This window comes from Pedobacter cryoconitis (assembly GCF_001590605.1).
Taxonomy (GTDB): domain Bacteria; phylum Bacteroidota; class Bacteroidia; order Sphingobacteriales; family Sphingobacteriaceae; genus Pedobacter; species Pedobacter cryoconitis_A.
The window spans coordinates 1063374-1077402 of record NZ_CP014504.1; the positions used below are offsets into that span (position 1 = coordinate 1063374).

12 protein-coding genes are annotated in these 14029 nt (G+C 36.9%); 6 read left to right on the forward strand and 6 right to left on the reverse strand.

Going from position 1 to position 14029, the window contains the following annotated elements:
- Nucleotides 1–24 precede the first annotated feature (24 nt).
- Nucleotides 25–1386 (forward strand): MFS transporter, encoded by a 1362-nt coding sequence (locus AY601_RS04560; protein ID WP_068397084.1) that lies wholly within the window; start codon nucleotides 25–27, stop codon nucleotides 1384–1386.
- Here AY601_RS04560 and AY601_RS04565 read toward each other — a convergent pair.
- Nucleotides 1381–2400, reverse strand: a complete 1020-nt coding sequence (locus AY601_RS04565; RefSeq protein WP_068397087.1) for a LacI family DNA-binding transcriptional regulator — start codon at nucleotides 2398–2400, stop codon at nucleotides 1381–1383. The two genes, AY601_RS04560 and AY601_RS04565, sit on opposite strands and share 6 nt — an antisense overlap.
- A gap of 173 nt (nucleotides 2401–2573) precedes the next feature.
- On the opposite strand from AY601_RS04565, the gene AY601_RS04570 reads away from it, so the two are divergent.
- Nucleotides 2574–3455: an inositol oxygenase family protein gene (locus tag AY601_RS04570; protein ID WP_068397090.1), complete on the forward strand. Its 882-nt coding sequence runs from the start codon at nucleotides 2574–2576 to the stop codon at nucleotides 3453–3455.
- 108 nt (nucleotides 3456–3563) lie between these two features.
- Nucleotides 3564–5243 carry a sodium:solute symporter family transporter gene (locus AY601_RS04575; RefSeq protein ID WP_068397093.1) on the forward strand — a complete coding sequence of 560 codons (1680 nt, stop codon included), beginning with the start codon at nucleotides 3564–3566 and terminating at the stop codon, nucleotides 5241–5243.
- A 151-nt stretch (nucleotides 5244–5394) separates the two neighbouring features.
- Here the strand turns inward: AY601_RS04575 and AY601_RS04580 are convergent, their stop codons facing one another.
- From AY601_RS04580 to AY601_RS04600, 5 genes are all read right to left on the reverse strand, one after another.
- Nucleotides 5395–5583 carry a hypothetical protein gene (locus tag AY601_RS04580; protein ID WP_068397096.1) on the reverse strand — a complete coding sequence of 63 codons (189 nt, stop codon included), beginning with the start codon at nucleotides 5581–5583 and terminating at the stop codon, nucleotides 5395–5397.
- A 134-nt stretch (nucleotides 5584–5717) separates the two neighbouring features.
- Entirely contained in the window at nucleotides 5718–6458 is a 741-nt protein-coding gene (locus tag AY601_RS04585; RefSeq protein WP_068397100.1) for a LytR/AlgR family response regulator transcription factor, read from the reverse strand.
- A gap of 14 nt (nucleotides 6459–6472) precedes the next feature.
- Nucleotides 6473–9184 carry a TonB-dependent receptor domain-containing protein gene (locus tag AY601_RS04590; protein ID WP_068397103.1) on the reverse strand — a complete coding sequence of 904 codons (2712 nt, stop codon included), beginning with the start codon at nucleotides 9182–9184 and terminating at the stop codon, nucleotides 6473–6475.
- A 16-nt stretch (nucleotides 9185–9200) separates the two neighbouring features.
- Nucleotides 9201–10208, reverse strand: a complete 1008-nt coding sequence (locus AY601_RS04595; RefSeq protein ID WP_068397106.1) for a FecR family protein — start codon at nucleotides 10206–10208, stop codon at nucleotides 9201–9203.
- Nucleotides 10209–10313: 105 nt separating this feature from the next.
- Nucleotides 10314–10898, reverse strand: coding sequence for an RNA polymerase sigma factor (locus AY601_RS04600; protein ID WP_068397109.1), 585 nt, complete (start codon nucleotides 10896–10898; stop codon nucleotides 10314–10316).
- A 226-nt stretch (nucleotides 10899–11124) separates the two neighbouring features.
- Here AY601_RS04600 and AY601_RS25530 point away from each other — a divergent pair, with 226 nt between their 5' ends.
- The 3 genes from AY601_RS25530 to AY601_RS04610 all read left to right on the forward strand — a co-directional run bounded on the left by AY601_RS25530 (nucleotide 11125) and on the right by AY601_RS04610 (nucleotide 14015).
- Nucleotides 11125–11271: a hypothetical protein gene (locus AY601_RS25530; RefSeq protein WP_157287699.1), complete on the forward strand. Its 147-nt coding sequence runs from the start codon at nucleotides 11125–11127 to the stop codon at nucleotides 11269–11271.
- A gap of 80 nt (nucleotides 11272–11351) precedes the next feature.
- The gene (locus AY601_RS04605) at nucleotides 11352–12686 is read left to right on the forward strand and encodes a hypothetical protein (protein WP_068397111.1); all 1335 of its coding nucleotides are present in this window, start codon (nucleotides 11352–11354) and stop codon (nucleotides 12684–12686) included.
- 21 nt (nucleotides 12687–12707) lie between these two features.
- The gene (locus AY601_RS04610) at nucleotides 12708–14015 is read left to right on the forward strand and encodes a hypothetical protein (protein ID WP_068397114.1); all 1308 of its coding nucleotides are present in this window, start codon (nucleotides 12708–12710) and stop codon (nucleotides 14013–14015) included.
- Nucleotides 14016–14029: the final 14 nt, after the last annotated feature.

The window sequence follows — 14029 nt, forward strand, 5'->3', positions numbered from 1 at the left end:
TGAACCAAAAACAAACCAAATATAATGAACGAACAAAAAGTGGGTAACTACCGCTGGACAATCTGTGCGCTGTTATTTTTTGCAACTACAGTAAATTACCTGGACAGACAGGTTTTAAGCCTTTTACACACCAGGCTCGAAGCAGAGTTTAACTGGTCAAACAGTGACTATGCAAATATTACCTCTGCTTTTCAATTGGTCTATGCGATTTCCATGCTATTTGCAGGCCGGATAGTTGACCGTTTAGGAACAAAATGGGGATATGCCGCTGCCTTGATTATCTGGTGTTTAGGTGCGATTTTGCATGCTAAAGCCATTTTTTTAGGCGAAGGGCTCTCTTCTCTATTAGCTGTTTTAGGAATCACCGGTATTTCTGTTTCTGTACTCGGATTTATCTGTGCAAGAGCAGTATTAGGTTTCGGAGAATCAGGCAATTTTCCCGCTGCTATTAAAGCCACAGCAGAATATTTCCCCAAAAAGGAACGCTCACTTGCCACTGGTGTTTTCAATTCTGGTGCAAATGTAGGCGCTATTCTGGCTCCATTAACTGTGCCCTGGATTGCTGAGAAATGGGGATGGGAATCCGCATTTCTCAGCATTGGGGCCATTGGTTTTCTATGGTTATTTTTCTGGTTCATCTTTTATGAAAAGCCAGAAGCGCAAAAACGCTTATCTAAAGCCGAACTGGAATATATTCAGTACGATCCCGATGAGAAGGCTGTTGCAGTGGATGATACTGAAAAAGTTTCCTGGTTTAAATTGCTAGGTTATAAACAAACCTGGGCATTTACCTTTGGCAAGTTCATGACAGATGGTGTATGGTGGTTTTTTCTTTTCTGGTTGCCTTCTTATCTTAAAGTTCAGTACGTGATGGACAATACAGCCATCATGGTTCCACTAGCAGTTTTATATAGCATGACAATGATTGGAAGTATTGGTGGGGGATGGTTTCCTATGTATTATATGAAAAAAGGATATACGCCATACGATGGCAGGATGAAAGCCATGTTGATCATTGCCCTTTTTCCTTTAGTGGTTTTATTGGCACAGCCTCTGGGACATATCAGTGTCTGGATCCCTGTAATTTTAATCGGTATTGGTGCTTCTGCGCATCAAGCCTGGTCGGCTAATATTTTTACAACGGTCTCTGACATGTTTCCCAAAAAATGTATTGGCTCTGTAATAGGTATTGGCAGTATGGCTGGTGGCCTGGGAGGAGTGTTTATGTCTAAATTAGGTGGAGGGCTTTTTGATTATTATAAATCATCAGGCCATATTCAAACAGGTTATACAATCATGTTTACAATTTGTGCTTTAACTTACGTAATCGCATGGGCAGTGATGAAATTTCTGGTTCCAAAGTATAAAGTGATTACTGATTTATAGTTTTTTATAACCAGTAGAATTTCTAATGATAAGTTCAGAAGGTATTGTCGTGATATCTTGCTGAACTTTATTGTTTTTTGGATCAAGTGAATTCAGGAGTAGTATTGCTGCAGTTTGTCCAATCAGAAATGCGGGCTGAGAAATAGTAGTTAACGATGGATTCAAAATCCCGGCTGTCGGATTATTCGAAAAGCTAATCACCTGCAGGTCCTGAGGGATTTTTAAATTTAATTTTTCACAGGCCAGATAGATCGGTAAGGTTAGTTTATCGACGATCGCAAGGAGACCATCTGGTCTGTTTTTAGCTTTTAAAGTATTGTATAGCTGGTCATAACATTGCGTATCGTCATCGCAAAACAAAACGTGAGTTTCTTCCAGCGGAATATTATTGTCGGTCATTGCCTTTTGATAACCCAGGATTCTCTGCTTGCTGATCTCCAGGTTTGTAGAAATCGTACAGACGCTTATCTTTTTGCAGCCGCAAGTCAAAAGATGCTGAGTAGCCTGATAACAACTTTCAAAATCATTCGTTACCACCATTGGCAGCTGCATTTGCTCCATGACTCTGTCGAAAAATATAACAGGGATATTTTCCTGTTCCATGGCGGCAATATGATTGGTAGCTATCGTATTTTTAGTTACAGAGATCAATAACCCATCTATTCTTCCTTTTTTGATATAATCCAGTATTTCTTTTTCCCGGTTATAATCTTCGTGCGTCAGATAAATCAGCACATGATAGCCTTTTTCCCTGGCTACAGTTTCTATACCGTTGATGACCAGCGCAAAAAAATGATCAGTAATTTCGGGTAAGACAACAGCTATGGTCTCACTTTTCCGGGTTCTTAAACTCCTGGCATAGGTATTTGGCGTGTAATTGAGCGCTGCTGCCAATGCCCTTACTCTTTGCTTTGTAGGTTCACTGATCTCGTGGCTATCCTGCAGGGCTTTAGAAATCGTAGTAGCGGATAAATTCAGTTTGCTGGCCAGTACTTTGATAGTTATGTTTTCCATAAGGAGCTCAAGTTTACCCAAAAAATACAGAAAATAATCGATTATTTACTTTATCGTTAACGTAAATAATTAATAGGAGACCGGTTGGTTTAAGGAAACAAATCGTGATATTTAAATAAGGTAATTGTTTAATAAACAGATCAGTTGATGATCAGAATTTTAAAACTTATAAAATGAAAGAAGCCATCAAATCAACCCAGGAAAATCCATTGAATTCACTTGATCAATGGGAAGACGATCTGTTAGCACGTTACCCTGACCCCAAAGCAATTTCTCAGGAAAAAGATACTGCTGCATTCAGGAATTATGAAACACCTGAAAAAGCATCTGTAAAAGAATTTTACCGGTTGCAGCATCTCAACCAGACTTATGATTTTGTCCAGCAGAAAAGAGCAGAGTATCTGAAATTTGATAAAATGGAGATGTCAGTCTGGGAAGCTTTTGACTTTTTAAACCAATTGGTAGATGACTCAGATCCGGATACTGACCTTGATCAGCTCCAGCATTTATTACAAACCAGCGAAGCGATCAGAAGTGAAGGGCACCCCGATTGGATGGTATTGACTGGTCTTTTTCATGATATGGGAAAAGTACTTTGCTTATTCGGTGAGCCACAATGGGCGGTAGTAGGGGACAGTTATCCTGTAGGCTGCGCTTATGCTGATAAAATAGTTTTCTCTGAGTTTTTTGCAGAGAACCCTGATTTCAAAAATCCATTATACAATACGAAATATGGTATCTATGAACCCGGCTGTGGATTGGATAACGTAACCATGACCTGGGGACATGATGAATATGTCTATCATTTATTAAAAGACTATCTGCCGGAACAAGCTCTGTATATGCTCCGTTACCACTCATTTTATCCTCAGCACCGCGAAAACGCCTATGCACATCTGATGACCAGCCATGATAAAGAAATGTTTAAATGGGTAGATCTGTTTAATCCCTTTGATCTCTATTCTAAAAGTGCTGTCCCGCCAGACTGGAAAGCGCTAAAACCTTATTATGAAGATCTGGTTGCTAAATATCTGCCTGCTAAATTGCGGTTTTAAGCAAAGGTATACCTGTCATTTCTTTTAGATTCATTACATTTACCTAACACGGTTAGCTGTAAATGTAATGAACTTAATGCCCTCAATTCTACAACCAAATATCAGACTATGAACTCGAAACTCTCCATAGGGGGTATTGGCGTCTTTGTAATTTATTTTATCATCGTCGCTTTATATGGATACTATGTTTACAAAAAGAAAAGTAAGGTTAATGATTCTAAAAATTTCTTTTTAGCCGAAGGGTCACTCACTTGGTGGGCAATAGGAGCCTCAATTATTGCCTCTAATATATCTGCAGAACAATTTATCGGAATGAGCGGAGAAGGGTTTTTCGCTGGTATAGCAGTTGCTGTCTACGAATGGCTTGGGGCTGCGGTACTGATTCTGGTAGCTGTATTTTTTATGCCTGTATATATCAAGAATAAGATCTATACAATGCCGCAATTCCTTAAAAACCGTTACAATGGCAGTGTAGCATTGATCATGAGTGTATTCTGGATTTTCCTGTACGTTTTTATCAATTTAACGTCTATCTTATATTTAGGAGCCTTAGCTATCAATGGATTGATAGGTGGTGACTATTTTCATATCGTCATGATCTGTCTGGCAGTATTTGCGATAATAATTACGTTAGGTGGCATGCGTGTAATTGGCTATACTGATGTGATCCAGGTAGGTGTCCTGATTATCGGTGGCCTGGCTACCACGTATATGACTTTAACTATTGTTGGCGAGAAGTTTGGCGTTGGCAGTGAAGCTATTGCAGGTTTTAAAGTTTTACTGAGAGAAGCGCCAGAACATTTTCATCTGATGCTGGCCAAACCTAAGCCAGGTGCTTCGCAGGTGGATATCAATAAATACCTGATTCTCCCCGCTGTAGGGATGTATGCAGCAGGTCAGTGGATCAGTAATCTCAATTATTGGGGTTGTAATCAATATATCACACAACGTGCACTGGGTGCTGATTTACAGACTGCCCGTACAGGTATTCTTTTTGCGAGCCTGCTTAAAATATTAATGCCAGTCATTGTCATGTTGCCGGGGATTATCGCTTATGTGCTATACAAAGGTGGTCATTTACAGTTGACAGGAGGCAAAGACAGTGCATATTCTGCTATTCTTAGTCTTTTGCCGCCCGAATTAAAAGGTTTGGCTGCCGCTGCTTTAACTGCTGCCATTGTGGCCTCACTGGCTGGAAAATGTAATAGTATATCGACTATTTTTACACTTGATATCTATAAAAAACATATCAATATACAATCAAGTGAGCAGCGAATGGTATGGACAGGACGTATTGCTATTGTCATTTCCATGGTTGTCGCAGTATTGTTTACCTGGAATGATTTACTGGGAATCGGAAGGGCAGGTGGTTATACCTTCGTTCAAAAATACACCAGTTATATCAGTCCAGGGGTTTTTGCGACTTTCATTTTAGGGATGTTCTGGAAGCGTACCAATAGTATAGCTGCCTTTACAGGCATTATCTTTGGCTTTCTGATCTCTGTTTTCTTTAATGAATTTGCAGTAAAAGTATTTGGCCCGGAAACAATTTTATATACAGCTTTTCCAAATATGGATGGGATATATGAAATTCCATTCTTTATTTGTCTGAGCTGGTCATTTATCATCACTGTGCTGGTTATGGTTGGTACAAGTATTTTAGGTCCCCGTATCAATCCTAAAGCTTTTGAACTCGATGCACAAATGTTTAAGCTAAAACCATCATCAATAGTATTAATCGTATCTATAATGCTGCTGTTAATTGCAATTTATGCACGTTTCTGGTAACTAATCGTATCTCATTCCCGGGTAGCCCAATAACCTCCTCCATAAAGTAAGCTGGCCGATGCAGCTGGCTTTTTTTTATGATGATTAAAAATTAATATTAACCATTGAGATTAGCTGTTTTTATTGCCTGATCAACCTGATCGCAGGTTGATCAGGCAATAAAAATATCTGGTAATTCTTTTTTTGGAAGCTTATGCTCAGGTGATTCCTGAAATTTATTTTTGCCCCAGTCCCAATCTTCTCTGAAATCTTCATCTGCGTGAAAATAATATCCGCGTTTACGATAAGAATAACCTCTAACAGGGTCAAACTTTTCTTTTTCTTTGTTTTTCATTTTCATAATCTGATCGCATTTATTCTGTATTTCCGGCTATAACAAGCTCTGTTATAAATGGTTTGTCATAAAATAAAATTGGGCTATTCAATGTGGTATACGATCCCGGAACAATTGATATCTTCGCACCTATCCTATAATTATTTGTCCCTGCCTGTTTTTACAATAGCTGTTCTGATATAATTATAAAAAGATTCTCTATAGGTTGAGCCCAATAAAAGAACGGTCTTATTTTTAAGTACAACCATATTTCCATCAATATGAATGATCTTTTTATGATTAACAATAAATGATTTGTGTATTCTGAGAAAGATATCAGGAGGGAGTTGGATAATTATTTTTTTTAAGGGTACTTGAACGATACAAGTTTTTTTGTCTAAATTAAAGATCACATTATTGTTATTGGATTCAATATAAAATATATCATCAAGCTCTACTTTAAATAAGCGGTTTGTTGCCAGTTCTTTCAAATAAATATAGGATGGATTTAAAGATTTAGGTTGTTGCGTAACCATTGAGGGCTGGGGCAAAGCATAGATGATTTTGCCAATACATTGAATGAATTTCAGTTTCGAAACTGGCTTTAGCAGATAATCTATAGCATTATGCTTAAACGCTTCGAAAGCATACGCTGTGAACATACTGATGTAGACAATTTTGGTAATGGAGGCAATCTGAGCAGAAAAACCGGCTCCTTCAGAAACAGGCATATCAATACCTAAAAAGACAAAATCCGGCAACATCGTTTTCACCTCGGCTATACCTTCTTCAGCTTTGGTATGGAACCCAATCAGTTCAAGAAAAACAATGTCGTCAATATGCTTTTTCAGCGTATCAATTGAATTAAGATCTTCATCGATAATATAACAAGTTATCTTCATCTCACTTTCTTTAATTACTTTAACCTATCCAATTCTGCCTGGTTGCTCAGGTCTTTTTTAGGTGCAGTAGGCTTACTACCAAATTTGTAATTAAAGCTTAAACTGAACCTTCGGTTTTCATTTTTATTATAAAAACTGCTGTACAAACCCGCTGTCTCATTTACTCCTTGATTGATATAACTGTAGAAAATATCTGTAACCCCCAATTTAACAGCTCCTTTATTTTTTAATACCGCGTACTTTAAGCCTGCATCAACTCTGTATCTAGAGTCAATCCGACGCGTGAGGACTATGCGTTTTGATTTGAACAATCCCATAATTTCAAAAGACAAGCGGGGATTTAATTCAATAGAATTGAGCAGATTGAGGTTATATGCTCCTTGTTTCAGATCAATATAGGTATCAAGGATGGGCGTTTTGTATCTTTCATAAAAAAAATCTCCGTTTGCGGTGAGATTCCACCACGATGAAACTCTCTTATTGTAACTGATTGATAAGTTGAGTGTATTGTAATCTTTAAAATTATCTATAGTCTGTTTAGTAGCCCCAGTGCTATCGGCCAGTGAGGTAAAATAATTAAAATAATTTTTTGTTTTACTGTAGGAAATTGCCATGCTCAGATCTTTTTTAAATAAGTAGCTGAATTCAATGGAATGGGTAGTCTCTGGTTGAAGTAAGGGATTGCCCTGTGTATAAAAGTATGGAGAAGAATAGTCAATAAAAGGATTTAAATCCTCGTAGCCGGGCCGTCCTATTCTGCGGCTATAAGACAAGCTGATTTGGTCTTCTCCGATATCTCTTAACAGGAAAAGGCTTGGGAAAAGCTGGAAATAGATTCGGTCAAACTTTGCTCCTGTAGTTATAGAGTTACCCTTATAATTAGTTTGTTCTCCTCTTATGCCTATCTGAAGGTGGGTTAATTGACCTAGTTTTGTTATATAGTTAAGATAAGCTGCGTTTATATATTCCTTGTAATCGAAAGTATTGCTTCGATTGAGATCTGTGATAAGATTGCCCTGTACATCTCCATTTTGGAATAGGATATTACTATTGGAGTGGGTATAAGCTGTTTTGATCCCTATTTCAAACTTGGCATTTTTAGAGATAGGATTGGTATAGTCAAGTTTTGCTGTGTAAACCCTGATATCAATATCCGAAGCATTTAGTACCTTTTCCTGTGGTCGGTTTAAGACCTCATCTTTGTTAAAATAACTATTGATAAAGGTATTCGGATTCGACGACTGGTAAGCGGTATAATCTGCATTAAATAAAATTACATGTTCATCAGCTCCGAAAATGTGTTTTGCGTTAATATTCAGACCGTAGGTATTATAGGAAGCCCTTCCATTGTTTAAAGAAGATAGACTGGAATCAGGCTGGCCACTGTTAAAATCTTTAAATAATGTATTTTGCGTGAAATCTGACCGGTTAGTGTTGTTATTTAATGTGCCCAGTATTCCGATGGTATTATGTTCATTAACTGTATAGTCAGCACCCAATCTTAAATTATTGGAAATAGATCGGTTGTGCGCTATTTCATGCTGGTTATACTTAATGTTTTCAGGTCCGGTTATAATCTTATCACTCAGAAATGTTGAAGTTTGCAGGTTATGCTGGAAGCTATAGTTACTGAAAATGTTCAGCTTCTTTGCTTTAAAATTCAGAGTTATACTTTCAGTAAACCTCGGTCGTACACCCACAGTAAATCCAGTAGTTACTGTACCGTTGAAGCCAGGATTACTGCCCTTTTTAGTTTTGATATTTATAATTCCCCCTTTACCCTCTGCATCATATTTAGAAGAAGGATTGGTAATCAGTTCAATTTTATCAATCGAATTTGCCGGCATACTTTGAAGCAGGGTACCGATCTCAGCCGCAGATAATTTTACCGGTTTATCGTCTATCATTACAATTACCCCCTGTTTTCCTTTCATGCTAATTTGCTCGTTATCAATGGAAACTCCAGGTGCAATTTCCAACAGTTCATTGACCGAGCCGCCGCTTGCCAGTATGCTGTTGTCTACATTCATAATTGTACGGTCAATTTTGCGCTCTATAAACTGTTTTTTTGCAACCACACGCACTTCGTTCAACTGTTTGGAGGACAAAGGAAGCAGTACAGGGGGCAGTCTGACACCTGCTGAGGTTAAAGCGAAAATATTGCTTAAAGTAGTTTTATATCCCATTTGAAAGACTTTAATCAAATAATTTCCGGTCGCAATATTTTTAAAAGTATATTTCCCTGTACTGTCACACAAGCTGCTTTTTACCAATGATGTATCTTTAGCTTTCAATAGCTGAACTGAACTGTAGGCCAATGTTTTTTTAGCATGATCATAAACATAACCCGTAACCGTTGCCGGTTGAACCGTATCTTTAACTGTACTGCTCACGTCTTTAACGGGCAATAGCAAGACCTCTTTTTTTGATCTGGTATAGATGATATAATTACTATTCTCTACATGATAAAAAGACAGGTCAGACTGTTTAAAGAGCTGACCAAGTACTTGTTCTATATTTTGACCGGCAATTGGATCTATCTCAAAAGTGGTAGTTTTTCCTGTAAGTAATCCGTCCTGATACATAAAATTGATATGGTACTGATGAGCTATTTTGTCAATTATTTCCTTTACAGGACGTTCATTAACTGAAATCTGCGAGGCATAGGAAGGATTAGAAAGATGAATAAAACAGATAAGTGCAATAAAAAAGGTTAAATACTTCATAAAGATGTAAATGGGATTATTGTACAATTAACTGTTTAGATGAACTTTTAGTGAATGTTATATCCAGTGCAATAGAAAGTCCTTTTAAGAATGCGGATTCACTTCCGGTCACAAAAGTTCCTGTGAGTTTCTTCTCCAGTATTTTTGGGTTGCGAACTACTACCTTATAACCATAGAGGTCTTCAATCTGTTTAAATACTTCTATTACAGGTGTCTGTGAGAATTCAAGTTTGTTGTTTCTCCACACAATTTTCTGGACTGCTTTTGTCTTTTTTCTAATGATGGTATCCTGACCAGATTGATATTCAAATACTTCCCCTGGTTTCATCACAAATTTTTTGGCTTTAACTGCCAGGCTAACTTTACCTGTAACAAGAGAAACATTGATCAGCCCACGTCTGTCGTTCACATTAAAAGTTGTTCCAAGTACTTCGATGGCGAGCTGACCGGCATGAACCACAAAATTATCTCCCGGTAGTATAGTGCCAGACTGATGTAAATGATTTACCACAAAAAAGGCTTCGCCGGATATCCAAACTTCTCTTTTTTTATTGCTGCCCCAGTTCTTCAAATAATGCAGTTTACTGTTGGCATTGAGTACGACCTGGGAATGATCGGGAAGAATGATGGTTCTTTTTTCTCCGAAAGCAGTAATATACGTTACCTGGCGATTTGCCTGATATAAAAAGAATGCTCCTCCAACCAGAAGTAACACAGCAGCTGTACTGATTATTCTCCATAATTTTGTGGTGTGCGATATTTGATGTATGGTAGTTTTTGCAGCTATGTTGTCCCACAACACATCTTCTTCCTGCTGATCAAAAATCGCAGGTTTTAAAGTGATACCGGATATAATTTTAGACGCCTGCTCCATGTTTTTAATTTGTTCAGGATGACTAAAACGTACATTTTCCCAATAAGCTGAAAGCTCCGGATTGGGTAACAACACCCATGATATGAAGGAGAGATCTGTGACGAAATCTTCCAGGTTATAGTGAGTTAAGTCCGGATTTGGTTTGATCATATTACTGCATTTATAATGATTAGCAGTTTTGATCGGTTTTTACCCCACCAAAATTAAATTAAATTTATTGAAATATATAAGTAGTTTGTTTTCAGTTATATAAGGTTAAATGTAATGTAAAAATATAAATCTGAAATCTTTTAACGTTAAGTTTTTTCGCATTACGGCAATGGCCCTTCCCAATAGTTTATATGTTCCTTTCGCAGAAATATTCATTATCTCAGAGATGTCTTTAAAGGAGAGTCCTTCATAGTACCGGAGATAGATCACCTCATATTGTCTGGCGGATAATTTTTTCAATGTGCTCTCCAGTTTTATCTTAATATCAAGATGATATTCTTCTGTGATCATCTGCGCCTCTTTGTTGAGTGTAATTTCAAATAAAGGGAGGTCATGTACTGATACAAATTGACTATCAGCATTCACTAGTTTAAGGAGATTAATCCTGAAAGCTTTAAACAGATAATTTTTAATATGACCAGTACTATTTAAATGCGCTCTTCTTTCCCAGAGGGAGACAAATAAATCCTGGATGCATTCTTTGATCAGTTCTCTGTCTCTGGTGAATCTTGTACCATAACTGAATAGAAGACGTGAATGCGATCTGACTATTGTTTCGAAAGCTATACGGTCACCTTTCCTAAAAGTATCCCAGGTTATGGTATCGGATTTAATGACTGATTTTTTCAAAAGGAATATTAAAAATTAATATTATAAATAATGAAACCTGTTTTTTTTGTAAAAATAGTAACTGTAAAAGTGTTTCAAATGTAATAAAATTAATTATTGATCTATATAGGTAAACCTGTAAATATCATTAGTTCACATGAATAGCGTCCGCCTTCACCATACTTGTGGCGAAGTTCTATTTTGTTACGATTATATTTAGTTACAATCTTAAACCAATTTATTTGTTATGGAAAATTCAAAAGAAAACCAATTCGATCCAAAAGAGTTTTTGGATGCAAAAGTTATTTCTCCTCTTGAACAAGAAAAACTTTTAGGCGGTACAGCTGAAGCTGTTGAAAAAGAAACGGTAAGAGAACATGTAAAAGAGAGCTAAAAATTACTCTTTAACATAACAAGCCAGACTGTGAATACAATCTGGCTTGTTCATTTCAAGTTAAGATTAATCCTGATCAAATGGAATTAACTAAGAAAATTACTAAAAGTGAAGACTCCCAATCTGCATGGAGCAAAGAATGGTGGACAACCTTTTTAAAAAAGTCTGATTTTTTTAAAGATTCAATTCTTATTCCCGGTGTAATGGATGAGGAAACTGTTGACAGTTTTAATGGTATGACAGGTTCTATGTTAAGGGAGATTTTTATTCGGCAGAATACATCCTATGACTTTAGGTTATATCTCAACGGGAAATCTCAGTCCAGGAAATATATGGTCGATAACCTGTTCAACTTTCCACCATTAATTACGGAAACGCTGGCAGAATGGGCTGACCGTGTTTTTAGTGATCAGAAATTCGGACTGATCATTAATTCCGGGGAAAAGTTCTCTAATGAAATGGCAGAGAAGATCGCATTGTATCTGAATCCATTGTTAGAACAGGCAGGATTGCCGTTAAAAGGGATCAATATTACTGTTTTTGTTGGCAACTACGGGTTTACTCCATTGGGCATACATACCGATCATCCTGGTGAGAATGTAATGCATTTGCATCTTGGACCGGGTGAAAAAACGATGTATAACTGGGATATAGAGGCCTACAAAGAACTTGCGGGCGATGTATCGAACAATAAAAATATAACCCCCTTATTGCCCTACGCAAAAGCATTCCAACTAAAAGAAGGAGATGTTTACTTTATGCCCTGGAATAAGTTCCATATTGGTAACACAGAGGATTTTTCTGTAGGAGTAAGTGTTTGGTATAATAATATGCCATTAAATAAGCTATTTGAAAATCTGATCAAATCATTTAAATATCAATTCTTAAAAGAAGATGATACAAATGATAAATCTATGATTGTCAGGCCTTATAAAAAGCCTGATGCAGAAGAAGGATTTGAGCAGATACTTTCCGCTTTGGAGATGGATGAAAATAGAATAAATAAAAGTCTGAAAAATCTGTCTAAAGAAGTTTTTGAAGCTTATATTCTCTCTTTGTACAGTAATCAGGGATGGAAATCGCGGCCTATTTCTGTTGAGGATGAACTATCTCAGGATGGTGTAAAACAAGATGCCTCTACATTTCATCATTTGAAAGGCAAAATTATCTCTGTTCCGAAATCCTATAAAATGACCTATAAAGTTCTGGAGAATGGTCAGCTAAGAATTTATGCAAGGGGAACAAAAATTGAAATAAAATATCATCCTGAGCTTATCGCTATAATAGAAAAACTAAATGAAGGTGGAAGTTATCTTACAGAAGAACTACTTACAGCATTAAGTAAGGACTGGCCTGAAGATGCTGGTCTTTATATACTTAATCTTTTATACCTAAAGAGAGCAATAGTTTATTAATAAACAATCAAACAATAGAATATGTCAAATGCGCCTTTATCAATTGTCAATTCTACAGAAAAATTTCAACTAAATCGTGCTGGATGGGAAAGCATTCTTCATAAGACGGCTAATTTTACTGCGCCTGATGTACAAACTAATGTACTGGAATCAGAAGATAGGGTAAACTTCAGAAAGTGGATTTTTGATGTGATTCGCCATATTTGTATAAATAAAACAAATGCCTACGGCTTCCGTGTATATCTTAACAGTGAAATTGTCAATAAAGATTACCTCACTGAAAACGTATATCCTCATATACCTGCGTTAGAAAGCGATGGAACACAGTGGATCGAGGATGTCTTTCAAGATCAGAAATTTGGTATTATCCTTAATTTCAGCGAGAAATTCAGTATGCCGATGGCTGACCGTCTTTCAGTATTGATTCATCCACTTTTAGATCATCTTGGAGTTCCTTCTAATGGCATGCACACTACTGTATTTATAGGTAATTATGGTTTTACACCATTAGGAATCCATCAGGATCATTTTGGCGCTAATGTTATTCATTTTCATCTTGGCCCGGGCGATAAAACTATGTATACATGGGAAGCTGGACTTTTTGAATCTTTAGATGGGAAAAATAAACCCCTGGCGGAATTATTGCCTCTGGCTAACGCTTATCATTTTGAGCAGGATGATCTTTTTTTTATGCCTTGGGATCAATATCATATTGGGCAAACTGACAATTTATCTGTTGGCCTTACCGTATGGTTTGATAACCATAGTAACCACGCATTAGCTGAAAGACTTCTGAAGTCTATTACCGTGCAAATGGATAATGAAAATCTTCAGGAAATTACTAAAATGCAGCATGGGATAGCTGATATTGATTATAATCCGGTTGAAGAAATATTTAAGAACCATTCTAAGATTGCCGATTTACCATTTAAAGATCTTTTGAAAGAGGTCTTTAGCGATTTTAAAATGGCTTTGTTCAGTAATTGTGGGTGGACATCCATACCAATTACTATGGAGCAGATTTCTGATGATTTTAAAGTAGATGAAAATTTCGGGTTGTTAGAAAATGTCTATGTTCAGCTACCTTATCCCTTCCAACTTTATTATACCAGAACTAATGCAGAAGAAATAACTATATATGCCAGAGGAGCCAAAATAACCATCAGATTTAATCAATTGCTGGAGGATATTATAAATCGGCTGAATACCAATGAAATTTTCCATACGGGTTCATTGCTAAAGCAATTAAATGAAGAGTGGCCACCGCAGGCTGGGTTATATTTTTTGGCTCTGCTATACAATAAGCGGGCACTTTACATTACTGACTAGTTTCGTACTCTTAA